This window comes from Streptomyces sp. NPDC041205 (genome assembly GCF_055591765.1).
Map to the genome: position 1 here is coordinate 98,913 of NZ_JBVIZH010000004.1, position 24,743 is coordinate 123,655.

A 24,743-nucleotide genomic window follows, 5' to 3' on the forward strand; every position below is an offset into this window, starting at 1 on the left:
GCGGGAGTTTCACGCTCGCGGCGCGCGACGCCCCGTGCCGTCCGACGTTGCCCGAAGTCCGACATCGCCCGAAGCTCGACGTCCCCTGCCGTTCGACGTCACCCGCCGCTTCACGGCCACCTCACCCGTGCCAGGACCTCCACAACGCCGCATACGCCCCGTCCGCCCGCACCAGCTCGTCGTGGCTGCCCAGTTCGCTGATGCGGCCGTTCTCGACCACGGCGATGACGTCCGCGTCGTGCGCGGTGTGCAGCCGGTGGGCGATGGCCACGACCGTGCGGCCGTCGAGGACGCGGGCCAAGGAGCGCTCCAGATGGCGGGCCGCGCGCGGGTCCAGGAGCGAGGTCGCCTCGTCCAGGACCAGCGTGTGCGGGTCGGCCAGGACCAGACGGGCCAGCGCGATCTGCTGCGCCTGCGCGGGGGTGAGCCCGGAACCGCCGGAGCCGACCTCCGTGTCGAGCCCCTCGTCCAGGCCCCGCGCCCAGTCGCCCGCGTCGACTGCGCCCAGCGCCGCCCACAGCTCGGCGTCGCTCGCGCCGGTCCGCGCGAGCAGCAGGTTGTCCCGCAGCGAGCCCACGAAGACGTGGTGCTCCTGGTTGACGAGCGCCACATGCGCGCGGACGTCCTCGGCGGGCATCCGCGTCAGTTCGGCGCCGCCCAGCGTGACCTGGCCGGTCCGCGGCCCGTAGATCCCGGCGAGCAGTCGACCCAGCGTGGACTTGCCCGCGCCGGAAGGACCGACGAGCGCCACCCGCGAACCGGGCTCTACGGCGAGGGAGACCTCACGGAGCACGTCCACGCCCGCGCGGTAGCCGAAGTACACGTCGTCCGCGCGGACGGCGCGCCCCTCCGGCCGCACGGAGGGGTCGCCCGCGTCCGGCTCGATGTCGCGCACGCCCACGAGCCGGGCCAGCGACACGTGCGCCACCTGCATCTCGTCGTACCAGCGCAGGATGATGTTCAGCGGGTCGACCAGCATCTGCGCGATCAGCGCGCCCGTCGTGAGCTGACCCACGCCGATCCAGCCCTGGAGCACGAACACGCCGCCGATCATGAGGACCGAGCAGAGCACGATGATGTGGGTGGCGTTGATGACCGGGAAGAGGACGGAGCGCAGGTAGAGGGTGTAGCGCTCCCAGGCGGTCCACTCCTTGATGCGCTGCTCCGACTGCTCGACGCGGCGCGCCCCGAGCCGGTGCGCCTCCACGGTCCGGCCCGCGTCGACGGTCTCGGCGAGCGCGGCGGCGACGGCCGCGTACCCGGCGGCCTCCGAGCGGTACGCGGACGGCGCCCGGTTGAAGTACCAGCGGCAGCCGATGACCAGCAGCGGCACGGCCAGGAGCAGCGCGGGCGCGAGCGGGGGCGCGGTGACGGCGAGGCCGCCGATGAGGAGGCTCGCCCAGACCACGCCGATGGCGAGCTGCGGAACGGCCTCGCGCATGGCGTTGGCGAGCCGGTCGATGTCCGTGGTGATCCGGGACAGCAGGTCTCCGGTGCCCGCGCGCTCCAGGACGCCCGGCGGCAGGCCGACCGACCGGACCAGGAAGTCCTCCCGCAGGTCCGCCAGCATCCGCTCGCCGAGCATCGCCCCGCGCAGTCGCACCTGGTGCACGAAGAAGGCCTGCACAAGGAGGGCGACGGCGAACAGGCCGATGGTGCGCTCCAGATGGAGCTCGCGGGCGTTGTCGGAGACGCTCTCGACGAGGTCCCCGAGGAGGTACGGGCCCACCATGGAGGACGTCACGCCGATCGTGTTCACGGCGATGAGCGTCAGGAAGGCGCGCCGGTGGCGCCGGAACAGCTCGCGCACATAGGCCCGTACGGTGGCGGGCGCCCCGACGGGCAGCGTCTCCGCGGTGGTCGGGGCGGCCGGGTCGTACTCCGGCGGCGCCAGGCCGATCATGCGGGCTCCTCGACGTCGATGCTGATGGGGAGGTCGATTCCGGTTCCGGTGGTGGCACTCACGCTGTCGCTGTCGGCCGCCTCGTCGTCCGTCTCGCGGGTCACCACGGCCCGGTAGCGGGGCTCGCCGACGATCAGTTCGCGGTGCTCGCCGACCGCGGCGACCTCGCCGTCGTGCAGGAACACGACTCGGTCGGCCCGGTCCAGGAGCAGCGGCGACGAGGTGAGGACGACGGTCGTGCGGCCGGCGCGCAGGTCGCGCAGGCCGTCCGCGATCCGGGCCTCGGTGTGCGAGTCGACGGCGGACGTCGGCTCGTCGAGGACCAGGGCCTCCGGGTCGGTGACCAGCGACCGGGCGAGTGCGAGGCGCTGGCGCTGGCCGCCGGACAGGGAGCGGCCGCGCTCGGTGAGACGGGCGTCCATCGGATCGTCGGCGACCGATCCCTGGACGAGGGCGTCGAGCACGTCGTCGCACTGTGCGGCGGTGAGGGCCTGCTTGGCGCTCACGGCTCCGGACGACGGTACGTCGAGGAGCGTGCGGAGCGTCCCGGACAGCAGTACGGGGTCCTTGTCCTGGACGAGGACGGCGGTGCGGGCGGTGTCCAGGGCCAGGTCGTCCAGCGGCACGTCGCCGAGCCGCACGGACGGCAGGTCCGCCGCCTCCGCGAACGCCGGGTGCCCGCCGAGCCGCTCCGCGAGCCGCCCGGCCGCGTCCGGGTCGCCGCAGACCACGGCGGTGAGGCGGCCGGCCGGGGCGAGGAGGCCGGTGGCCGGGTCGTGCAGGTCACCGGAGGGCACGGCGTCGTCGGGCGTGACCTTCGCGGAACCAGAAGCGGCCTTCGCGGACGTACCGGACGAGGAGGTTGCGCCGGGAGAGGTCGTGGAGGCCGAGATGTCGGACGCCGAGAAGTCCGAGGCGTCCGAAGGCGAACCCTTCGCCTCCGTCGTCCGCTGGAGGGCGAGCACCCGGGCCGCCCGCTTCGCCGACGGTCGCGAGAAGGAGTACGCCATCGCGATCTCCTCGAAGTGCCGCAGCGGATAGTTGAGCAGCATCACCGCGCTGTACACGGTGACCAGTTCGCCCACCGTGATGCGGCCCTCGCGGGCGAGATGAACGCCGTGCCAGAGCAGCACGACCAGCAGCAGTCCGGGCAGCAGGACCTGGATCGCCGAGATCACCGCCCACATGCGCGCGCTGCGCACCGCCGCCGTCCGCACCTGCTGCGAGGCACGGCGGTAGCGCTCCAGGAACAGTTCCTCGCCGCCGATGCCGCGCAGCACCCGCAGGCCCGCGACCGTGTCCGACGCCAGCTCGGTGGCGTGCCCGGCCTTCTCCCGCTGGACGTCCGCGCGCCGCGTCGCGCGGGGCAGCAGGGGCAGGACGGCGAGCGCGAGGACCGGTATGCCGACGGCGACGACGACGCCTAGCGAGGGTTGGTACACGAGCAGGCCCACGCACACCGCGACCACGGTGAGGGCGGCCGCCGCGAACCGCGACAGCGCCTCCACGAACCAGCCGATCTTCTCGACGTCCCCGGTGGAGACGGCCACGACCTCACCCGCGGCCACGCGCCGGGTGAGCGCGGCACCGAGCACCGCGGTGCGGCGCGCGAGCAACTGCTGGGTGCGGGCGGCCGCCGTGATCCAGTTGGTGACGGCGGTGCGGTGCAACATCGTGTCACCGGCCGCGACGGCGATCCCGGCGAGCAGGATCACACCGCCCGCGAGGGCGAGCCGGGTGCCGGAGCGGTCGACGACGGCCTGCACCGCGAGCCCCACGGTGTAGGGCAGCGCGGCGATGCCGAGGAAGTGCAACAGGCCCCAGCCGAGCGCCTTGAGCTGGCCGCCGAGTTGGTTGCGGCCGAGCCAGAGCAGGAAACGAGGGCCGGAGCGAGTGTCGGGGTCGCCTGGATCTGCATATGGAAGATCGCGAATGTGCATGATGTCCCAGCGCGCGGAGGTAACAAACCGTGAAAGGTTCGCCTCGTACGGTGGTGTGAAGCAAACGATTTTCCGTGGCTGGGCAAAGAGTCGGCCATCCTGCCGGGGCGGCGCGCGTCCGTGGCGAGGGGCGTGAGCGCCCGGTGCGACGATGGGGGACATGCGAATAGCTGCTCTGGTGCGAACGGCGGCCGCGACAGCGGCCTGCTCCGTCCTGTTGACGTCCTGCGGTGGTTCGGGCGACGACGGGGACGGCGGGAGCGAGGGCGCTGCACGCGAGGCGGGGCGCACGGACGCCGGGGCGGCCGAGAGTTCGCGGCTCATTCCGGACGTGGGCGACCGGCTCCAGTCGCGGATCCCGGAGAACTCCCGTCAGGTCGTGGCGGTGTACGGGGAGGGCAGGAACTCGGCGGACGCGACGGTCGTTCTGTACACGAAGACGGACGGGAAGAAGTCCGGCACGGGGAAGTCCGGGTCGGGAGCGTCCGGCCCCACCTGGAAGAAGACCCGCAGCTGGCCCGCCCACAACGGCAAGAAGGGCTGGACCCCCGACCATCGCGAGAACGACAAGCGCAGCCCTGTCGGCGTGTTCACGCTCAGCGACGCGGGCGGCGTCCTGGCCGACCCCGGCGCCCGGCTGCCGTACACCGAGTCGGCCGCCTTCCAAGCACCGCACTACTGGCCCAAGACCCACTGGCACGACTTCGACCACGTCATCGCCATCGACTACAACCGCGTCAAGGGCACCCCGCCCACCGACCCGACGCGCCCTCAGGGCCAGTCCAAGGGCGGCAGCATCTGGCTGCACATGGACCACGGCAGCGGGACGTCCGGGTGCGTGAGCCTGTCGAAGTCCGGCATGCGCTATCTGCTGCGCACGCTGGACCCGAAGCTGCGTCCGGTCGTCGTGATGGGGGACAAGGCGGCCCTGCGGGGCTGAGCCGTGGGGTGGGCCCGGTGGGCCCGGGCCCACCCCACGGCTTCAGGACTCCTTCGGCTTCTCCGAGTCCATGCCCGGGCGCGCCTTCTTCCACAGCCCCCGGGTGAAGTCCGGGATCGCCTGCGGAGCGCCCTTCGCCTTGATCGAGGCGTGGCTCAGGGGCACCGGCGCCGTCCACGTCGCCGCGTCGTACACGTCGAAGTCCGGCAGCAGCCCGAGCCGCATGCACTGCATCAGCCGGAAGATCATCATGTAGTCCATGCCGCCGTGCCCACCGGGCGGGTTGGCGTGCTCCTTCCACAGCCAGTGGTCGAACTCGGCGGCGTACTTGCCGAAGTCGCCCCACTCGTCGTTCGTGTGGTCGGGCTCGATGTAGATGCGCTCCGGGTAGTCCTCGAAGACGCCCCTCGTGCCGCCGAGACTGTTGATGCGGCTGTAGGGGTGGGGCGTGGAGACGTCGTGCTCCAGGCGGATCACGCGGCCCTTGGCGGTCTGTACGAGGCTGATGGTGCGATCGCTCTCGATGTACGTCTCCTTCCAGCTCGGGTCGCCGGGCGGCATGTGCTCCTTGCGGTACTCGGCGAGGCCGAGGGAGGGCGTGCCGAAGCTGGATATGTGCGTGACGCGGTCGCCGCGGTTGACGTCCATGTAGTTGGCGACGGGGCCGAAGCCGTGGTTCGGGTAGAGGTCGCCGCGCAGCCGCGTGTGCCACAGGCGGCGCCACGGGCCCTCGTAGTACTTGGGGTCGAACATCAGGCCGCGCAGGTCGTGGTTGTACGCGCCCGCGCCGTGCAGCAGGTCGCCGAACTTGCCCGCGTGCGCCATCCGCAGGACCCGCATCTCGTTCTTGCCGTAGCAGCAGTTCTCCAACTGCATACAGTGTCTGCGGGTGCGCTCGGACAGGTCGACCAGCGCCCACAGTTCGTCGAGGCGCATCGCGATCGGACACTCCACGCCGACGTGCTTGCCGTTCAGCATCGCCGACTTGGCCATGTCGAAGTGCAGGTCCCAGGGCGTCGCCACGTACACGAAGTCGAGGTCGCCGCGCTCGCAGAGCTTCTCGTAGGCGTGGTCGCCATTGGTGTACGTCGCCGGGGCGGGCTGGCCCGCGGCCACCACCTTCTTCGCCGCCGCCGCCGTCTTGTCCTTGACCGGGTCGCACAGGGCGACGACGCGGACGCCGGGCAGGGCGAGGAACAGGTCGATCATGCTGCCGCCGCGGTTGCCGAGGCCGATGATGCCGACGCGGACCGTGGAGCGGGGCTCGAACGGCACGCCGATCATCGTCTTGCCCTTGCGGGCGGGGGCCCCGGCGGGGGACTGGGCAGAGCCCGCGGGGGCTTCGGCGGGGGTGTCCGCGTGGGCGGTGCCGGACGCGAAGGCGCCAAGGCCCAGGCCTGCTCCGGCGATTCCTGCCGTGCGGAGGACCGTGCGCCTGGAGTGACCGCCAGTGGATTCGTCGGTGGACTCTTCGGGTGCCGGTGTCGCGTTCTCGTCGTGCATCGGACCTCCGTCATCGCGGTGCCTACCTATGGGCGGAAGACACCTTGATGGCGGGGTGGTCGGGGCGCAAGAGACCGAAGTGGTCAGGGGGTTGGACTTTTCGCGGGGCGGGCTTGCACGTGCGGACCCGGCGGGTCCGGGGGGAGGACGGTGATCCGCCCCGCGCCGCTGACCCGCCCCGCGCCGCTGGCCGAGTGGGTCGGTCAGCGCGTGACGACGTTGTGCGCCGGGATGATCTGCGGCTCGCCGTCGGCGTGGCCGAGGTCGGCGAGGATGGGCTGGAGGATCTTCGCGAAGTTCTCCAGGGCTTCCTCGGACTCCCATACGTCGATGACCCGCCACCCGCCTTCGACCGGCCCGGCCGCGTGCGAGATCAGCCCGGGTGCGGGAATGTCGGCGAGCGACGCGAACTCGCCGCCGTCGGTGAGACGGCTGATGCAGGCGTCGTAGAGCTCCTGTCCGACGCCCGGAATCTCGAAAGTGACGATGATGGCCATGTCGTCCCCCCACTGCTCGCTCAACTCGTGCGGCGATCGCTCCGGTCGGTGCGACGCCCTTCATGCCTACCCGGCGGCTGTGCGCGCGTCGATGCCTTGCGGGGGTTGGGAGGGGGGAGGTGAAGTGCGCGGGGGCGTCCCGCGCCCCTGGTGAGCCGACTGCCACTTGACGTGCGCCGCACGGCGCCGTTCGAGGACGGCGGTCCGGAAGCACCCACCGGAGGTACGAGCCGTGTCACGCCGGGCTCGTCGGCCGCGTGGCCCGCTCCAGCTCCTGCAGCACCGAGCCGTACTCCCGGCCCGTCGCGTGCTGCATGCCCACCTCGCACAGGCGGTTCGCCGAGAGATGGGCGTCGAAGTGACGGGACGTCACCTCGGCGGCCTCCCGGTGCGTGGCCGACTCGGTGAGTTCCTTGTGGAGCATGCCCCGGTCGCCCGCGAACGCGCAGCAGCCCGCGTCGTCCGGTACCACGACCTCGTCGGCGCAGGCCTCGGCGACGGCGGTCAGCTGCGGCTCGTCGCCCAAGTGGTGCATGGAGCAGGTGGGGTGGAGGACGGCTGAGGCCGTGGTGCGGTGGATGGTCAGGTGGGGGAGGAGGTCGTCGGCGGCCCAGACGACGGAGTCGAGGACCGTCAGCTCCTTGTGCAGTTGGCGGTTGTCGGGCGTGAGGTACGGCGCGACCTCGTGCGCGATGCCGAGCGTGCAGGACGAGGCGTCCACGACCAGGGGCAGCGCGCCACCCGCCGTCCAGCCCCAGGCCGCCTCGACGATGCGGTTGGCCATCACGCGGTTCCCCGCCTCGTACCCCTTGGAGTGCCAGATCGTGGCGCAGCACGTCCCGGCGACGTCGTCCGGGATCCACACCGGCTTGCCCGCGCGGGCCGAGACCGCGACGACGGCCTGCGCGAGGGGGATCTCGCCGGGACTGGCGAAGATGCGGTTCACGCACGCCGGGTAGTAGACAGCGGCCGCGCCCACGCGCGCGGTGCGCGGGAGCCGGGCGGGGGCGGCGCCAGGGATCTCCGGCAGCCACTCGGGGACCAGGTCGGGGCGGACGGCCCTGCGGGCGGACCGGGTGACGGCGGTCAGGATCCGGTCGCCCCGGCCGCCGCCGAGGCGGGCGCCGAGCAGGTCTGCCGCGGCCACCGCGAGCCGGGCGGACGCCTCGACCGCCTTGAAGTTCCGCGCGGCGAGCGCGGCCGCCCTCTCCTCGCGCGGCGAGTGCCGGGTGTGCCGGAAGTCCTTCATCAGGGCGCCCGTGTCGATGCCGACCGGGCAGGCCAGCTTGCACGTCGAGTCGCCCGCGCAGGTGTCCACCGCGTCGTATCCGTACGCCGCCACGAGGCCGTCCTCGACCGGTGAGCCCGGCCGCTGGCGCAGCATCTCGCGGCGCAGCACGATGCGTTGGCGCGGTGTGGTCGTCAGGTCCTCGCTGGGGCAGGTCGGTTCGCAGAAGCCGCACTCGATGCACGGGTCCGCGAGCAGCTCGATCTTCGGGATCGTCTTGAGGCCCCGGAGATGGGCCCGCGGGTCACGGTCGAGGACGATGCGGGGCGCGAGCACGCCGTCAGGGTCGATGACCCGCTTCGTGCGCCACATCAGCTCCGTGGCCTTTCGGCCCCATTCGAGCTCCAGGAACGGCGCGATGTTGCGGCCCGTTGCGTGCTCGGCCTTCAGCGAGCCGTCGAACCGCTCGACGGTGAGGCGGCAGAACTCGTCCATGAACGCGGCGTACCGGTCCACGTCGGCGGGCCTGCCCGCGTCGAAGGCGAGCAGGAAGTGCAGGTTGCCGTGCGCGGCGTGCCCGGCGACGGCCGCGTCGAAGCCGTGCCGCTTCTGGAGTTCGAGCAGACTCTGGCAGGCGTCCGCGAGGCGCGCGGGGGGCACGGCGAAGTCCTCGGTGATCAGCGTCGTGCCCGCCGGGCGGGAGCCGCCGACGGCTGTCACGAACGCCTTGCGGGCCTTCCAGTAGCCCGTGATCGTCTTCGCGTCCCGGGTGAAGCCGTTCGTCACGGAGGCCACCGGCGCCACGAGGGTGAGGTCGTCAAGGACCCGCGCGGCCGCCGCCTCGTACGCCTCCTGGCGGGCCTCGTCCGGTGCGCGGAACTCCACCAGGAGCGCGGCGGTGTCCTTCGGCAGCCGGGCCCAGTCGGCCGGGACGCCCTGGACGCTGACGGACGCGCGCAGGGTGTTGCCGTCCATGAGTTCCACGGCCAGGGCGCCCGCCTCGTTGAAGCGCGGCACGGCGGCAGCGGCGGCGGGCAGGGACGGGAAGAAGAGCAGCGCAGTCGACACGCGCCGGTCCAGGGGCAGCGTGTCGAAGACGACTTCGGAGATGAAGCCGAACGTGCCCTCGGAGCCGACCATCAGGCCGCGCAGGATCTCCACGGGCGTGGCGCCGTCCAGGAACGCGTCCAGGCGGTAGCCGTTCGTGTTCTTGATCTCGTACTTCGCGCGGATGCGGGCCGTGAGTTCCGGGTCCGCCTCGATCTCGCGCTTGATGTCGAGCAGGCCCGCGCACAGGGCGGGCTCGGCGTGCGCGAGCTGGTCGTCGGCGTCCGGCTCGGCGGTGTCGATGACGGTGCCCGAGGGCAGCACGCACGTCAGGGACGCCACCGTGCGATAGGAGTTGCGGGTGGTGCCGGCCGTCATCCCGGAGGCGTTGTTCGCGACGACGCCGCCGACGGTGCAGGCGATGGCACTGGCCGGGTCCGGGCCGAGCACCCGTCCGTGCCGGGCGAGGGTGGCGTTGGCGCGCGCGATCGTCGTGCCGGGGCCGATCCGTGCGCGCGAGCCGTCCCCGAGGACCTCGACGCCCGCCCAGTGCTTGCGTACGTCGACGAGGATGTCCTCGCCCTGCGCCTGGCCGTTGAGGGAGGTCCCGGCGGCGCGGAAGACGACCTCGCGGCCCCGGCCGTGCGCGTACGACAGGACGGCCGAGACGTCGTCGATGTCCTCGGCGACGACCACGACCTGCGGCACGAAGCGGTAGGGGCTCGCGTCGGACGCGTACCGGACCAGGTCCGACACCTTCGTCAGGACCTTCCCGGCGCCGAGGATCGCGACGAGATCGGCGCGCAGCGGCTCTGGGGTGCCGGCCGCGCGGCTGTCAGGGACCCGGTCGGGGGACGGCACGCGGCCGTCCGGGGCGGGGCGCAGTGCGTCGGGGTCGGGCTCCAGCAGGGGCATGGCCTCTCCTCGGCAGATCGGCTGCGGTTCCTCGCGGGCCGGCCGCGGTCCCCGGCGGGGTCAACAGCGGTGCCGCTCCGGCACGTCGAACAGGGCGTCGAGCAGGCCGCCCAGCTGCGCGCGCTGCGCGGCGTCCAACGGAGCCAGGATGTCCTCCGCGGCGGCCCGGCGCGCGCCGCGGAGCCGTCCGAGGGCCTTGAGCCCGCCTTCGGTCAGCTCGATGCGGATGACCCGGCGGTTCGTGGGGTCGGGGACGCGGCGCACCATGTCGGCCGCCTCCAGGCCGTCGACCAGGCTGGTCACGGCACGCGGCACGACTTCCAGGCGCTCCGCGAGGTCGGCCATGCGGGGCGGCTGTTCGTAGTGCGCGAGGGTGCGCAGGAGGCGGGACTGCGCCGGGGTGACGCCGGTGGGCTCCAGATGGCGCTTTTGGATGCGGTGCAGTCGACGGGTGAGCCGCAGCAGCTGCTCGGCCAGCAGTCCGTCGGTGTCCGGGGTGTTCATGGGCGGAGGTCCGGGGTGCTCATGCCGGGAATATTATCAGGATCTGTTTCATTGTGAGTATAGGTAACAATGAGCTACGCTCTCATGGTCATCGTCGGTGCGCTGTCGACGTCGGCGCGGATGCGCCGCCGCCCGCGCGCCGCCCTCCGTCACCCTCCCGTAGGAGCCCATGCGCCACGACAACCCCCTGTGGAAACCCCCGGCCGATGATCCCGGCGCCGCGGAACAACCGCGCCAGCTGCGCCGGATCCTGCGTCTCTTCCGTCCCTACCGCGCCCGTCTCGGGCTTGTCGGCCTGCTGGTCGCCGCCGCGTCGCTGGTGTCCGTGGCCACTCCCTTCCTTCTGAAGGAGATCCTCGACACCGCGATCCCCGAGGGTCGCACGGGCCTGCTGAGCCTGCTGGCGCTCGGCATGATCCTCAGCGCGGTCGTCACCAGCGTCTTCGGCGTCCTGCAGACCCTGATCTCCACGACCGTCGGCCAGCAGGTCATGCACGACCTGCGCACCGCGGTGTACGGCCGCCTCCAGCGCATGTCGCTCGCCTTCTTCACGCGCACCCGCACGGGCGAGGTCCAGTCCCGCATCGCCAACGACATCGGCGGCATGCAGGCGACGGTCACGTCCACGGCGACGTCCCTGGTGTCGAACCTGACGAGCGTCATCGCGACCGTCGTCGCCATGCTCGCCCTCGACTGGCGCCTGACGGTCGTCTCCCTCCTGCTGCTCCCGGTGTTCGTCTGGATCAGCCGCCGCGTCGGCCGCGAACGCAAGAAGATAGCGACCGAACGGCAGAAGCAGATGGCCGTGATGGCCGCCACGGTCACCGAGTCGCTGTCCGTCAGCGGCATCCTGCTCGGCCGCACGATGGGCCGCGCCGACTCGCTGACCCGCTCCTTCGAGGAGGAGTCCCGCCGGCTCGTCGACCTCGAGGTCCGCTCGAACATGGCCGGACGCTGGCGCATGGCCGTGATCACGATCGTGATGGCCGCCATGCCCGCCGTCATCTACTGGAGCGCGGGACTCGCCTTCCAATTCGGCGGCCCCACCGTCTCGATCGGCACCCTCGTCGCCTTCGTCTCGCTCCAGCAGGGTCTGTTCCGGCCGACCGTGAGCCTGTTGTCGACCGGCGTGCAGATCCAGACGTCCCTGGCGCTGTTCCAGCGCATCTTCGAGTACTTGGACCTGCCCATCGACATCACCGAGCGCGCCGACGCGATCCGCCTGGAGACGATCAAGGGTGAGGTCCGGTTCGAGAACGTCTCGTTCCGGTACGACGGCCAGGGCGCCGCCCTCCTCGACGGCATCGACCTCGCCATCCCCGCGGGCGGCAGCCTCGCGGTCGTGGGGCCGACGGGATCGGGCAAGTCCACCCTGAGTCACTTGCTGCCCCGCCTGTACGACGTGACCGGCGGCCGCGTCACGCTCGACGGCGTCGACGTGCGCGACCTGGACTTCGACACGCTCGCCCGCGCGGTCGGCGTCGTCTCCCAGGAGGCGTATCTCTTCCACGCCTCGGTCGCGGAGAACCTGCGCTTCGCCAAGCCGGACGCCACGGACGAGGAACTGCACGCGGCCGCGCGGGCCGCCCAGATCCACGACCACATCGCCTCCCTGCCCGACGGGTACGACACCGTCGTCGGCGAGCGCGGCCACCGCTTCTCCGGCGGCGAGAAGCAGCGCCTCGCCATCGCCCGCACCATCCTGCGCGACCCGCCCGTCCTCATCCTCGACGAGGCGACCAGCGCGCTCGACACCCGCACGGAGCACGCCGTGCAGCAGGCCATCGACGCCCTGTCGGCCAACCGGACGACGCTCACGATCGCCCACCGCCTGTCGACCGTCCGCGACGCCGACGAGATCGTGGTCCTCGACTCCGGGCGCATGGCCGAGCGCGGCACCCACGGCGAGCTGCTCGACCGGGGCGGCCGGTACGCGGCGCTGGTCCGAAGGGACGCCCAACTGGAGCCGGTGACGTGAGGCAGTGGGGCGAGCTGCGCTCAGATATGCGGCAAATAGGAGGAATGTCGGGTTAGCGTGCCCGCATGCACAACACGACCCCCCGACGGGGCTTGAAGCGGGGCGCGATCCGGCTGACGCGCCGGGGCCGGATCGCCGCGATCGCCATCGGTACCGCGGCGGCGGCCTCCGCCGTGGCGGTGCCGCTCCTGCTGCCCGAGGAAGAACCCCGGCCCAAGACGCTCACCATCCCCGAGGGCTGGCGCTCCGTCCAGGTGTACGAGGCCGTCGACAAGGCCCTTGACGTGCCGTCCGGCACGACGAAGCGAGCCGTGTCGAAGGCCGACCTCAAGCTCCCGGGCGACGCGGGCGGCAACCCCGAGGGCTACCTCTTCCCCGCGACCTATCCCCTCAGCTCGCAGTCGACCCCCGCCTCCGTCCTGTCGTACATGGTCAACACCGCGAACAAGAAGTTCAGCGGCGGCCATGTCACCGCAGGGGCCGACCGGAACGCCGTGAACGTCTACCAGACCGTCACCATCGCGAGCATGGTCGAGGCCGAGGCGGACAACCCGGCGGACATGGGCAAGGTCGCCCGCGTCATCTACAACCGCCTCGACCGCGGCATGCCGCTCCAGATGGACTCCACCATCAACTACGCCCTGAACCGCTCCACCCTCAAGACCACCAGCCGCGACACGAAGATCGGCAGCCCCTACAACACCTACGCCCGCATGGGCCTGCCGCCCACCCCCATCGCCAACCCCGGCGAGGCCGCCATGCGCGCCGCGACCAGCCCGCCCCAGGGGGACTGGCTGTACTTCGTGACGGTGAAGCCCGGGGACACGCGGTTCACCGCGAACTACGAGGAGCAGCAGCGCAACGTGGCGGAGTTCAACAGGAACGGGCAGCCGGCCGCCTGAGGAACAGCCTTGTGCCGTCCCGAGGCGCGCGAGACGCTGGCGTGCGCTCCTCGCCGTACCGCGGGCACCCCCCGCGCCGCGCCGAACCACAGGCCTCGTACGCCCGGCGCGCGACCCGCAATGCACCGCACATGACCCGACCCGTCCATGGTCCATGAAAGGTTCAGGTGCACCGCAGATGAGAACGTCCATACGTCGTCGCCCGGCAGCGCTGGTGCTGCCCGGCGTGCTGCTCGCCGCAGGTCTTCAGCTCGGCGCCGGTCCCGCCGCCCAGGCCGCGTCCCCCTCCGGGGCCGCGCCCGCCGACCGGGCGGCCCCGGAGGGGAAGTTACGGCTGGCCGGTACCGGCGAGACCGCCGTGCCGGACAGCTGGATCGTCGTCCTGAGAGAGCCCAGGGGCGCCGCGCCCACCACTGGGTCCCCTTCCCCTTCCTCCTCTTCCGCCACCACGGCCTCCGTCGATGTGTCCGCGGTGGCGCGCGACCTCGCCGGGCGAGCCGAAGGGGCACGCGTCGGGCATGTGTACCGGGCGGCGCTGCGCGGCTTCTCCGTGCGGATGAGCCACGCGCAGGCGGCCCGCACGTCCGCCGATCCCCGCGTCGAGTACGTCCGCCAGGACACCCGCGTCCGGATCGCCGCGGCACCGGCGCGCCCGGCACCGACGCACCGGGCGACCACCGACCAGACGCAGCCCGACGCCCCCTGGGGCCTCGACCGCGTCGACCAGCGACGGCTGCCGCTGTCCACGACGTACACGTACCGGACCGCCGCGCCGAACGTCAGCGTGTACGTGATCGACACCGGACTGCGCACCACGCACGCGGAGTTCGGCGGCCGGGCCTCGGTCGGGATCGACACCGTGAACGACGGGCAGAACGGCAACGACTGCCACGGTCATGGCACGCACGTCGGCGGTGTCGCCGCGGGTGCCACCTACGGGGTGGCCAAACAGGCCAAGCTGGTGGCGGTGCGTGTCCTCAACTGCCAGGGCTCCGGCACGACTTCAGGGGTCGTCGCGGGTGTCGAGTGGGTGACGGCCAAGGCGGCAAGGCCCGCCGTCGCGAACATGAGCCTGGGTGGCGGGATCAGTGACGTCCTGGACCGCGCGGTGCGCAACTCCATTCGCTCGGGTGTCACTTACGCCGTCTCGGCGGGCAGCTCCGGACAGCCGGGCGGTGCCTGCTCCACCTCGCCCGCGCGGGTGCCCGAAGCGGTCACCGTCGCCGGAAGCGACCGCTCCGACCGCGTCATGTCCTCGTCCAACACCGGCAAGTGCGTGTCGCTGTTCGCCCCCGGTGCGCAGATCCTCTCGGCCTGGAAGGACAGCGACACCGCCACGGCCACCCTCAGTGGCACGTCGATGGCGACCGCGCACGCCACCGGGGCCGCCGCGCTGCACCTCGGACTGCGGCCCGGGGACACCCCGGCGCAGGTGAAGCAGGGCCTGGTCGACAACGCCACCACCGGGGTGCTGCAGGGCCCCACGCCGGTCGTGCCCGACAAGCTCCTCTACACCCTGTATCTGCCCTAGTCGCTCCCTGGACCCGCCCCGAGTCACCCCCCGGCCCGTACCCGGCACGACCCCGGTGGACGGCTGGCCTGTCCGGCGCCGTGTCGCCGGACAGGCCTGTGCGGGACGTGTCGGCGGCTCCCGCCGCCGTGGCACCGGGCGGCTGCAGTGGCCGAGGGCCGGTCGCAGGGGTCGCGCTGCTGACATCTGGTCAGTAACTGACCTTGCCGCGAACTGATTTGAGTCAGCATGAGTCACTGATTGTTCCCCGATCGCCAGTTTCAGTCGCCGACGCCGCGCGAAGGTTCCATGCTGGGCTCCCGGTTCCCGGCACCAGGGCGTCCACAGGCGTCCGAGGGGTCGGCTCCGGACTCGGACGCATATCTCGAACGCATATAACGCGTATAACGCATATGAGGAGCCTGATGCACAGGCGAGACAGGAAAGACCCAGGCGGCGGGCACGACGAGCTGGGCCCACCACCGGCCGGCCGGGGTGAGGAGGGCGCCGGGTGACCGGCAAGGCCATGTCGCCCGAGGGCACCCCGCGCAGCAGGCGGGGCCGCAAGCTCGGGCCGATCACGGCCGGGACGGGTCGTGCGCACCGCGCCTGGCTCGAGCCGCTGCGCGGGTCCTACCAGGCAAGCGGCCTGACCATCGGCCAGTTGGAACGCGAGACGGGCTGGTCCCGCTCGAAGATATCCGAGCTGCTGCGCGCCGCGGGACGCTACCCGCGCTGGGAGTTCACGCGCAGCCTGCTCACCGCGCTGCGCTGGCCCGACCCGTCGATGGCGGACATGCGCGCGCTCTGGGCGCTGGCCGCCCGCGAGGCCAACAAGCGAACCATCTGGATCAACAGCTGCCTGCAGGGGGACGGCCTGTCCGCCGACGACCGCCTTCCCGTGCACTTCTCCGCGTTCCAGGACCTCTACCGCGACGCCTACACCGGCTACGCGCACACGTTCCTGCGCCGCCGCGCCGAGGCGCGCCGCGCCGTCAACGACGTCTTCATCCTGCTGCTGTTCCTCTGGGACGAGGCGCTCGCCAGCGACAACCCGGAGCGGTTCGCCTGGCGGATCCTGCGCCAGACCGTCATGGAGCGCACCCCGCATCCCGACAACAGCCCCGCGCTCGTGGAAGCGGCCTTCGACACCCTCGCCCTGCGTACGGCCGCCGACCCCGTCGCGCAGATCGAGGAGTCGATGTTCCTCTTCGACGGGCTGCGCAGGCTGCCGGCCGGGCAGCTCGACGTGATGGTGCTGCTGCATCTGCGCGGCCTGGACGAGACCGCTGTCGCCGCCGTCCTCGGCATTCCGCTCGCGGCGGTGCGCTCCACCGCCCGACATGCCCGGCGCCACCTCGACGGCCGCCTCCGCACCGCCACCCAGGAGGGACACTCCGGTGACCGTAGCGATTGATGAACTGCTCGCCCGCGCCCGGCTCCTCGACGACACCGACACCCCCTACGACCATGTGCGCGCCGTCCGCCCCGGCGCCGCCCCCGCCCACGGGCGGCTCGCGGCCGCCGGCGCCGGTGTGTGCGCCGCCGCCGGACTCCCGCCGGGGTCGGTGCACGCCGTCATGCGGTCGGCGGGCCGGGGCAGGAAGGACGGCGTGGCCCGGGCCGCGGCACGGGATCTGCAGAGCCTGTGCGAGGCCGTCGTGACCACCGCGGCGGTCACCTCGCTGAGCGACTTCCTCACCCAGGCGCTGCCGAAGCCGCCGGGTGCCCGGGTCCTTGGCTGCATCCTGCAGTTGAGCGGCGCTGAGGACTCGGCCCGGTTCTGGTGGCAGTACGCGGCGGGCGCGGGCGACACCGCCGCCTCGTACTGCCTCTATCTGCATCACCTCTCGCTCGGGGAGCGAGGTGAGGCGGCGTGGTGGCAGCAGCAGACGCCGAGCGCGGTGCTCCCGGCACGGGCCGCGGACGAGCCGGGCGGCTGCCCGGAACCGGGCTTTCCGCTCAACCATCCGCCCGTGCGGACGGACCCGAGCGTGCCGACGACCCTGCGCGTCCTGAGCAGGCTGAAGGTCTCCGAACGGGCGGCGGGTCTCGGGACCAGGCCCGCGGTCGTGGGCGCGGTCATGGACTATGTGGCGACCGCCGTCAGCTATGTCGATCCCGACATCGAACTCCCGCTGCCCGACGCCGACTTCACCGATCACATCCGCGTCCTGACGGCCAGGTCCACCGGTGCCCCCCGCGCGGCGTCGCGGCGCCGTCCGCTCGACGTACGACGTCGGACGCGTTCGGAGAGCGGGTGAGTCGGATGGAGAAAAGGCGCATAGCGAGCATATGGGTGATACTTGGACGGAATTTCCCTGACAAGTAGGTACTCAGAGGGCCTCCGGACCGGTGCGCGGTGAGCGCACGGGGCCGGAGGGCCGCGGAGGGATGAGATGTCCCGTGGCCCGTGACCTGGACTCCTCGGGCCCCGCCGCGGACAGCCGTCCGACGCCAGGGCGCGGCCGCTGGGCCGCGCTCGCCGTGCTGTGTGCCAGCCTGCTCCTGGTGGCGATGGACGCCACCATCCTCAATGTGGCGCTGCCGTCGCTGATCGACGACATGCGGCCCACCGCCGTCGAGCAGCTGTGGATCATCGACATCTACGGTCTGGTCCTCGGCGGTCTGCTCGTCACCTCCGGCGCGGTCAGCGACCGCCTCGGCCGCAAACGCCTGTTCCTCACCGGCTTCGTGCTCTTCGGCCTCGCCTCGATCGTGGCCGCGACCGCCGCGGACCCGTGGCAGCTCATCGCCGGACGCGTCCTGCTCGGCATCGGCGGCGCGATGGTCATGCCGTCGACGCTCTCGCTGATCCGCAACATCTTCACCGACCCGCGCGAGCGCGCTCTCGCCATCGGCGTCTGGGCGGCCGTCGCGGGCGCGGGGGCCGCCGTGGGCCCGCTGGTCGGCGGCCTGCTGGTCGAGAGTTCCGGCTGGTCGGCGGCGTTCTGGGTCAACGTCCCCGTCGTCGTGGTGACCGTGGTCGCCGGTGTGCGGCTCCTGCCCGAGTTCCGCGGCGGCGCGAGGGGTCCACTGGACTGGCCCGGCGCCGCGCTCTCCGTGGTGGGCGTGATCGCGCTCGCGTGGGGCATCAAGCACGTCGCCAAGGGCAGCCTGGCCGTCGGGGACCTCGCGATCCTGGCCCTCGGCGTCGTGCTCCTCGTGGTGTTCGCCCGCAGACAGCTCACGCGCGACGACCCGCTGCTCGACGTCCGGCTCTTCACCGACCGCGCGTTCACCGCGGCCGCGCTCGCCACGTTCCTCGCGATGCTCGCCATCGGTGCGGCGCTCTTCCTGATGTCGCTGTGGCTCCAGTACGTCCACGGATACTCGCCGTTCGGCGCGGGCCTGCGGACGCTGCCCGCCGCCGGGGCGATGCTCGCGGGGTCGCTGCTCTCGCCCCTCCTCATGGAGCGGTTCGGGGTACGCGCCGTGATGGCCCTGGGGCTCGGCGGTCTGATCGCCGGGTTCCTGCTGCTCGCCCTGTCGGCGGAGCCGACCCCGTACGGGGTCGTGGCGGTCGTGTTCGTCGCGCTCGGCCTCGGCGACGGTCTCGCCATCACCGCGGCCGCGTCCGTCCTGGTGTCCACGGTGCCCGCGGCACGGGCCGGGCAGGCCGGTGCCGTGTCGGAGACCTCGTACGAACTCGGCGTCGGCCTCGGTGTCGCCCTGCTCGGCTCCATCCACGGCTCCGTGTACGCCGCCCACATGGAGGGCCGGACGGCGCAGGCGCGGGAGTCCGTCGGCGGGGCCGTGGAGGCCGCGGACCGCCTGGGCGGCGCGGCCGGGGAGCGGCTCATGGACGCGGCCAGGGCGGCGTTCGAGTCCGCGCTGACGACCACGGCGTACGTCAGCGCAGGGATCGTGACCGCCGTCGCGCTGCTCGTCGTGTGGCTGGTGCCGCGCGGGCCGCGGGTCGGCGGCGGCCACTGAATCCGGGATTCCGGGCGGGAGCCGAGGACCGGCTCCGGCGGCTCCTCGTGATCTCGATGCGTCTGTGGCGCAAGTGACGGTGTAGACGCGTGAGTTGGGGGGTAGTCCGCTTTCCGGCAAGTAGTTCGAATACTTGCCGCGCGTCACCCGGGGCCCTCGGACCGAGGGCTCCTTCATCTGTCAGGGCACCTCACGGGAGGAATCCATGGAAGACAAGACGGGTATCGACGAGCGCGACCAGGCCGCCGGCTACGAGCCCCCGGCTCTCATCGCCGTCGGCGACTTCTCCGAGGACACGCTGGGCTTCGGCTCCCGGTACACCGACGTCCTCGGCGAGCAGGGCTGGTGACCGATCGTTCCGGAGCCTGACACCGGACATGTGTGGTGTCGGCCCCCTTCCCAGGGCGGGCCTCGTGCGCGAGGCGGGCCCCTTTTGAGATCGATGGTCATGAGCTCGATGAGAACTGAGGCCGTGTGACATGAGTGCCGGTTTCGTCGTCCTTCCGGATACGCCGGGTACGCCGCCGCTCGACGGCGCGTACCCCTTCGCGGCGCCCCGGCTGATACCCCATCCGTCGGGCCGTCTGTGGCTGGTGGGGAGCTGGGAGCTGGACGAGATCCGGCAGGTGACGGTGGGGCCGGTACGGGTGGTGGTGATCGGGCGCTGCCCGGTCGCCACCACCCACCTCGAGCGGCTGTGCCGCCGGCTGCGCACGCTGGCCGATGTCGACGCCCTGGCACGGCAGTTGCCGGGCAGTTTCCACCTGGTGGCCGCCGCCGGGAACGCCACCCGCGTGCAGGGGAGCGTCACCGGACTGCGGCAGGTGTTCCACGCGCGACTCGACGGCGGGATCCCCGTCGCCGCCGACCGGGCCGACGCGCTCGCGGCGCTCACCGGCGCCGGGATCGACGAGCACACCCTCGCCCTGCGCGTCGTCTGCGGCGGCATGCTGCCGCCCCCTCTCTCCGACCGCAGCGCGTGGACCGGCGTGTCCACGGTGCCGCCCGACCACTGCCTCGTCCTCGAACCCGACCGCGCCCGCGAACGCCGCTGGTGGTCGCCGCCCTGCCCCGAACTCGGCCTGGAGGAGGGCGCGTCGGCGGTCCGCGAGGCGCTGGTCGCCGCGGTGGACGGGCTGAGCGGGGCGAGCGGGGCGGTCCGGGCCGGTGGAGACACAGCCGGGGTGGCCACGGCTTCGTACGACGAAAGCGGTGCGAGCGCCGAGCGCGGTCCGGTCGCCGAGCGCGGTCTGAACGCCGACACCGGACTCAGTGGCGCCAGCGGCCGCAGCGCCGCCAGCAGGCCCAGCGCCGACAGCGGGCCCCGCGCCGACAGCGGGCTCACCGTCGGTACGGGGCTCAGCGCCGACATGTCCGGCGGCATGGACTCCACCTCCCTCGCCTTCCTCGCCGCGCGGCACACCCCCGACCTGCTCACCTTCCGCTGGGCCGAGGCCGAGGCGGGCAACGACGACGCCCGCTTCGCCGCGCTCGCCGCGGCCGAACTGCCCGGCGCGCGCCACCTCGTGGTGGCTCAGAGCGACCTGCCGTCGGTCTTCACCGATCCGGCCGCGCTCGCCGACACCGAACGGCCGTACCTCTACACCCGCACCCAGGCCCGCATGCGGCACACCGCCGCCGTCCTCGCCGAGCACGGATCCCGGCGGCACGTGGCCGGGCACGGCGCCGATGAACTCTTCGGCCGCATGCCCGGCTATCTGCACCGCCTGGCGCGCCGCCACCCCCTCACCCTGCTCCGGCACCTGCGCGGCAGCCGGGCGCTCGGCCGCTGGCCGCTGTGGGGCTGTCTGACCCAGCTCGCCCGCGCCGAGAGCGTCGCCCAGTGGTGGCGCGCCCAGGCCGACGACCTCACCGCCCCGCCCCCGCCCGCCCGGCTGCCGTCCATCGGCTGGGGCCTCGCACCGCTGCGCGCGCCCGCCTGGGCCACGGACGCCGCGATCGAGGCCGCCCGTGCCGCCCTGCGCGCGACCGCCGAGCACGCCCGCCCCTTCGCCGAGGACCGGGGCCCGCACCAGAACCTCGCCGCCCTGCGGATCACCTCACCGGCCTACCGCCAGGTGTCCCGCCTGTTCGCCGCCGAGGGCGTCCGACTCGAACAGCCCTTCCTGGACGACCGGGTCGTCGAGGCGGTCCTGGCCGTCCGCCCGCACGAACGCACCACGCCGTGGCAGTACAAGCCGCTGCTCGCCCGGTCCATGCGCGGGCTCGTCCCGGACACGATCCTGGACCGGACGACGAAGGGCGACTTCAGCGCCGACCTGCGGGCCGGTCGACAGGCCAACCTCGCCGCGATGATCGACGTGTTCTCGTCCGGCACCGTCCTCGCCGACCTCGGACTCATCGATCCCGACGCGGTGCGCGCCTACCTGCTGGCCCCGCAGGCCGACTCCTCCCGGGACATCGCCGTGGAGCAGCTCCTCGGCTGCGAGACCTGGGCCCGCGCCGCCCGCCGACCCCTCCCGCTCGGGAGCCCGTGACGGCCGCGACCGACGGTTCCCCGTCCCCTGACCGCGAGGCGTCGACCCCTCCGACGGCGAGGCACCGATGCCCCTGACCGCCGTGAGGCACCGCCCCCCGACCGCCACGAGGCACCGACACCCTCGACCGCCACGAGGCACTGCCCCCGACCCGACAGACCCCGACGACCACGACCGGGAGACCCCGATGACCCTGACCCTGCACCCCGACGTCTCCCTGGCCGAGACCGACGACGGCGCCGTCCTGCTCCACCAGCGCACCGGCCGCTACTGGCAGCTCAACCCCACCGGCGTCCTGGTCCTCAGGAACCTGCTCGACGGCCGCACCCACGATCAGGCGGCCCAGGAGCTGACCACCCGGCACCGAGCCGCCCCCGACGCCGCGCACCGCGATGTGTCCCGCCTCGTCGAGGCGCTGCGCGAGGCCCGCCTCGTCGTGGAGTCGCGATGAGCGCCCCCGTCGCCCTGTCCGCCAGGGACCGGCTTCCGCTGCACCGCAGGATGCTGCCGCTGCTCGCCGTCGCGGTGGCCCGGCTGCTCGCGGGCACCCGCCCGGCCCGGGTGCGCGCGGTCCTGGAGTTCCTGCGCCGCGGGGCCCGGCCCGCCACCGCCGAGCAGGCCCGTGCGGCGCGCCGCGACATCGTGTCCGTGAGCCTTCGCTGCGCGGGCCAGGCGTGTCTGCAGCGGTCCATCGCGACGGCCCTGTTGTGCCGGAGCCGGGGGGTGTGGCCGACGTGGTGCACGGGGGTGCGGACCAGCCCGTTCCAGGCGCACGCGTGGGTGGAGGTCGCGGGGGAGCCGGTGGGGGAGCCGCATCCGGCGGGGCACTATCAGACGCTCCTGTCGATCCCGCCGGTCGAGTCGGCGCGGAGTGAGAGCGCCTGACAGTAAGCCAACGTCACGTCGGTGGACCACATGGGCGTCTGGCAGTGCGTCATGCGGCAAGTCGGCGGGGCACAAGAGCGCCTGACGGCGCATCACGCGTCACCTCGCCGGAGCATGAGAGGGCCTCGCGGACGGCACCATCGAGTCGCCCGATGGCCGGTCGGCCAGACGGAGAGCCCCGCCCGCCCGGCAGTACGTCACACGACGGCAGGTTCCCCCTCCAGCAACCGCACGATCTCCCGCACCGCCGCCCGCCCCGCCCGGTTGGCGCCGATGGTGCTGGCCGAAGGCCCGTACCCGACCAGGTGCACGCGCGGGTCGGCCGCCGCGCGCGTGCCGTCCATGCGGATCCCGCCGCCCGGCTCGCGCAGCCGCAGCGGCGCCAGATGCTCGATCGCCGCGCGGAAGCCGGTCGCCCAGAGGATGACGTCCGCCTCGACGTGCCGTCCGTCGTCCCACGCCACGCCGGTCGGGGTGATCCGGTCGAACATCGGGAGGCGGTCCAGGACGCCGTCCTCGCGTGCCTTGCGCACCGCGTCGTTGACGGGGAGCCCGGTGACCGACACCACGCTCAGCGGCGGCAGGCCCTGCCGCACCCGCTCCTCGACCATCGCGACGGCGGCCCGGCCCCGCTCCTCGTCGAAGGGCCCCTCGGCGAAGACGGGCGGGCGCCGCGTCACCCACCAGGTCTCGGCCGCGTACGGCGCGATCTCCATCAGGTGCTGGGTGCCGGACGCGCCGCCACCCACGACGATCACCCGCTGGCCGCGGAAGGCCTCCGGGCCCGGGTAGATCGCGGTGTGCAGCTGCCGGCCCCGGAAGGTGTCCTGCCCCGGATAGCGCGGCCAGAAGGGCCGGTCCCAGGTGCCCGTCGCGTTGATCAGCGCCCGGGTCGACCAGACGCCCGCCGAGGTCTCGACGAGCAGCCGCCCGTCGGCGCCCTCGCTGACGCGGTGGACGTCGACGGGACGGCGTACGCGCAGGTCGAACCGCTGCTCGTAGCGGTCGAAGTACTCCCCGATCACCTCCGAGGAGGGCCGCTCGGGGTCCGCGCCCGTCAGCTCCATGCCCGGCAGCGCGTGCATGCCGTGCACCTTTCCGTACGTCAGTGACGGCCACCGGAACTGCCACGCGCCGCCCGGCCGGGGCGCGTGGTCGAGGACGACGAAGTCCCGCTCCGGCTCGAACCCCCTGCGCCGCAGGTGATAGGCGCTGGACAGACCCGCCTGACCTGCGCCGATCACCACAACGTCCACGTCGGTGACGCCCGCGTCTCGTACCCCGATGTCGTTCACGCTTCTACTAACTACGGCAGGAGCCGAGATCTTCCCCGGGCCCGCGGGCGTGCTCAGGGCCCCCCGGCCACCAGCAGCGGCGCCCCGCCCGGAGCGGACGCGGGCCGCCCGTTCGCCGCCGGGACGCCGGTCAGGGGCGAGGCCGGGATGCGGGGGAGCAGACCGCGTGCGGCGAGGTCGGGGAGCACGCCCTCGCCGAACCAGTACGCCTCCTCCAGGTGCGGATAGCCGGAGAGCACGAAGTGCTCGATGCCGAGCGCGTGGTACTCCTCGATCCGGTCGGCCACCTCGGCGTGGCTGCCCACGAGCGCGGTGCCCGCGCCGCCGCGCACCAGGCCGACGCCCGCCCACAGGTTGGGCGAGATCTCCAGGTCGTCGCGGGAGCCGCCGTGCAGCGCGAGCATCCGCTGCTGGCCCACCGACTCGCTGCGGCCGAGCGCCTCCTGGGCGGCGGCGACGGTGTCCGGGTCGAGGTCGTCGAGCAGCCGCGCCGCGGTGGCCCAGGCCTCCGCGGAGGAGTCGCGGGAGATGGTGTGCAGCCGGATCCCGAAGCGCACGGTGCGCCCCTCGGCCTCGGCGAGCCCCCGGATCCAGTCGATCTTCCGCTTCACCTGCTCGGGCGGCTCGCCCCAGGTGAGGTACACATCGCTGTGCCGGGCGGCGACGGGGCCCGCAGCGGCCGACGAACCGCCGAAGAAGATCTCCGGCAGCGGGTCCGGCGGCAGCGCGGTGAGACCGCCCTCGACGTGGTAGTGCTCGCCCTCGAAGTCGTAGGGACGGCCGCTCCACACGCCACGCACCACCGAGAGGAACTCGTCGGTGCGGGCGTAGCGGCGGTCGTGGTCCAAGTGGTCGCCGAAGCGCCGCTGTTCGGTGGAGTCGCCGCCCGTCACGACGTTCAGGAGCAGTCTGCCGCGGGTGATGCGCTGGTACGTCGCCGCCATCTGCGCCGCGAGGACCGGCGAGATCACCCCGGGCCGGAACGCCACCAGGAACTTCAGGCGTTCGGTGTGCTGGGCGAGCGCCACGGTGGTGAGCCAGGCGTCCTCGCACCAGGTGCCGGTCGGCGTGAGCACGGCCTCGAAGCCCAGCTGTTCGGCGGCCTTGGCGATCTGGGCCAGGTACTCGATGTCGGGGGCGCGCACGCCGGAGACCGGGGTGACGCGGGAGCGGGTGATGCCGCCGTCGGTGTAGGCGTGCCGGTCGACGAGGGTGCGGCCGTCGCCGCCGGTCGGCAGGAACCAGTGGAGGTGCACGGTCAT

Annotated in this window: 19 protein-coding genes; 11 read left to right on the forward strand and 8 right to left on the reverse strand. The window is 72.8% G+C overall.

Going from position 1 to position 24,743, the window contains the following annotated elements:
- Window positions 1–121: 121 nt before the first annotated feature.
- Window positions 122–1,903: an ABC transporter ATP-binding protein gene (locus ACZ6BG_RS20320; protein ID WP_469003236.1), complete on the reverse strand. Its 1,782-nt coding sequence runs from the start codon at window positions 1,901–1,903 to the stop codon at window positions 122–124.
- Entirely contained in the window at window positions 1,900–3,843 is a 1,944-nt protein-coding gene (locus ACZ6BG_RS20325) for an ABC transporter transmembrane domain-containing protein (protein ID WP_469003238.1), read from the reverse strand. Before ACZ6BG_RS20325 ends, ACZ6BG_RS20320 begins: the two co-directional genes overlap by 4 nt.
- 160 nt (window positions 3,844–4,003) lie before the next feature.
- Here ACZ6BG_RS20325 and ACZ6BG_RS20330 point away from each other — a divergent pair, with 160 nt between their 5' ends.
- Complete coding sequence (locus ACZ6BG_RS20330) at window positions 4,004–4,783, forward strand: L,D-transpeptidase family protein (protein ID WP_469003240.1); 780 nt, start codon at window positions 4,004–4,006, stop codon at window positions 4,781–4,783.
- A gap of 42 nt (window positions 4,784–4,825) precedes the next feature.
- Here the strand turns inward: ACZ6BG_RS20330 and ACZ6BG_RS20335 are convergent, their stop codons facing one another.
- From ACZ6BG_RS20335 to ACZ6BG_RS20350, 4 genes are all read right to left on the reverse strand, one after another.
- Window positions 4,826–6,286 carry a Gfo/Idh/MocA family protein gene (locus ACZ6BG_RS20335; RefSeq protein ID WP_469003243.1) on the reverse strand — a complete coding sequence of 487 codons (1,461 nt, stop codon included), beginning with the start codon at window positions 6,284–6,286 and terminating at the stop codon, window positions 4,826–4,828.
- Window positions 6,287–6,489: 203 nt separating this feature from the next.
- Entirely contained in the window at window positions 6,490–6,783 is a 294-nt protein-coding gene (locus ACZ6BG_RS20340; protein WP_468455723.1) for a hypothetical protein, read from the reverse strand.
- Between the two features lie 235 nt (window positions 6,784–7,018).
- A complete protein-coding gene (locus ACZ6BG_RS20345; RefSeq protein WP_469003247.1) occupies window positions 7,019–9,973 on the reverse strand; it encodes an FAD-binding and (Fe-S)-binding domain-containing protein in 2,955 nt (984 codons plus the stop codon).
- A 60-nt stretch (window positions 9,974–10,033) separates the two neighbouring features.
- A complete protein-coding gene (locus ACZ6BG_RS20350; RefSeq protein WP_469003249.1) occupies window positions 10,034–10,477 on the reverse strand; it encodes a MarR family winged helix-turn-helix transcriptional regulator in 444 nt (147 codons plus the stop codon).
- A 169-nt stretch (window positions 10,478–10,646) separates the two neighbouring features.
- On the opposite strand from ACZ6BG_RS20350, the gene ACZ6BG_RS20355 reads away from it, so the two are divergent.
- From ACZ6BG_RS20355 to ACZ6BG_RS20400, 10 genes are all read left to right on the forward strand, one after another.
- Window positions 10,647–12,455, forward strand: coding sequence for an ABC transporter ATP-binding protein (locus ACZ6BG_RS20355; RefSeq protein ID WP_469003251.1), 1,809 nt, complete (start codon window positions 10,647–10,649; stop codon window positions 12,453–12,455).
- A 65-nt stretch (window positions 12,456–12,520) separates the two neighbouring features.
- Window positions 12,521–13,357 (forward strand): endolytic transglycosylase MltG, encoded by an 837-nt coding sequence (gene mltG, locus ACZ6BG_RS20360; protein ID WP_469003253.1) that lies wholly within the window; start codon window positions 12,521–12,523, stop codon window positions 13,355–13,357.
- Window positions 13,358–13,535: 178 nt separating this feature from the next.
- On the forward strand, window positions 13,536–14,888 hold the full coding sequence (locus ACZ6BG_RS20365; protein ID WP_469003255.1) for a S8 family peptidase: 1,353 nt from the start codon (window positions 13,536–13,538) through the stop codon (window positions 14,886–14,888).
- A 490-nt stretch (window positions 14,889–15,378) separates the two neighbouring features.
- Window positions 15,379–16,284, forward strand: a complete 906-nt coding sequence (locus ACZ6BG_RS20370; RefSeq protein WP_469003257.1) for a helix-turn-helix domain-containing protein — start codon at window positions 15,379–15,381, stop codon at window positions 16,282–16,284.
- Window positions 16,268–17,131: a hypothetical protein gene (locus ACZ6BG_RS20375; RefSeq protein ID WP_469003259.1), complete on the forward strand. Its 864-nt coding sequence runs from the start codon at window positions 16,268–16,270 to the stop codon at window positions 17,129–17,131. The genes ACZ6BG_RS20370 and ACZ6BG_RS20375 overlap by 17 nt, the downstream gene beginning before the upstream one ends.
- A gap of 142 nt (window positions 17,132–17,273) precedes the next feature.
- A complete protein-coding gene (locus tag ACZ6BG_RS20380) occupies window positions 17,274–18,803 on the forward strand; it encodes an MFS transporter (protein WP_469003261.1) in 1,530 nt (509 codons plus the stop codon).
- A gap of 205 nt (window positions 18,804–19,008) precedes the next feature.
- Window positions 19,009–19,152, forward strand: coding sequence for a lasso RiPP family leader peptide-containing protein (locus ACZ6BG_RS20385; RefSeq protein ID WP_469003264.1), 144 nt, complete (start codon window positions 19,009–19,011; stop codon window positions 19,150–19,152).
- 130 nt (window positions 19,153–19,282) lie between these two features.
- Entirely contained in the window at window positions 19,283–21,301 is a 2,019-nt protein-coding gene (locus ACZ6BG_RS20390; RefSeq protein ID WP_469003266.1) for an asparagine synthase-related protein, read from the forward strand.
- 187 nt (window positions 21,302–21,488) lie between these two features.
- Window positions 21,489–21,752, forward strand: coding sequence for a lasso peptide biosynthesis PqqD family chaperone (locus tag ACZ6BG_RS20395; RefSeq protein ID WP_468455744.1), 264 nt, complete (start codon window positions 21,489–21,491; stop codon window positions 21,750–21,752).
- Window positions 21,749–22,186, forward strand: a complete 438-nt coding sequence (locus ACZ6BG_RS20400; protein ID WP_469003269.1) for a lasso peptide biosynthesis B2 protein — start codon at window positions 21,749–21,751, stop codon at window positions 22,184–22,186. The genes ACZ6BG_RS20395 and ACZ6BG_RS20400 overlap by 4 nt, the downstream gene beginning before the upstream one ends.
- A 197-nt stretch (window positions 22,187–22,383) precedes the next feature.
- On the opposite strand, the gene ACZ6BG_RS20405 is transcribed toward ACZ6BG_RS20400, so the two are convergent.
- The gene (locus ACZ6BG_RS20405) at window positions 22,384–23,481 is read right to left on the reverse strand and encodes an FAD-dependent oxidoreductase (protein WP_469003272.1); all 1,098 of its coding nucleotides are present in this window, start codon (window positions 23,479–23,481) and stop codon (window positions 22,384–22,386) included.
- A 53-nt stretch (window positions 23,482–23,534) separates the two neighbouring features.
- Window positions 23,535–24,743 carry an LLM class flavin-dependent oxidoreductase gene (locus ACZ6BG_RS20410; RefSeq protein WP_469003275.1) on the reverse strand — a complete coding sequence of 403 codons (1,209 nt, stop codon included), beginning with the start codon at window positions 24,741–24,743 and terminating at the stop codon, window positions 23,535–23,537.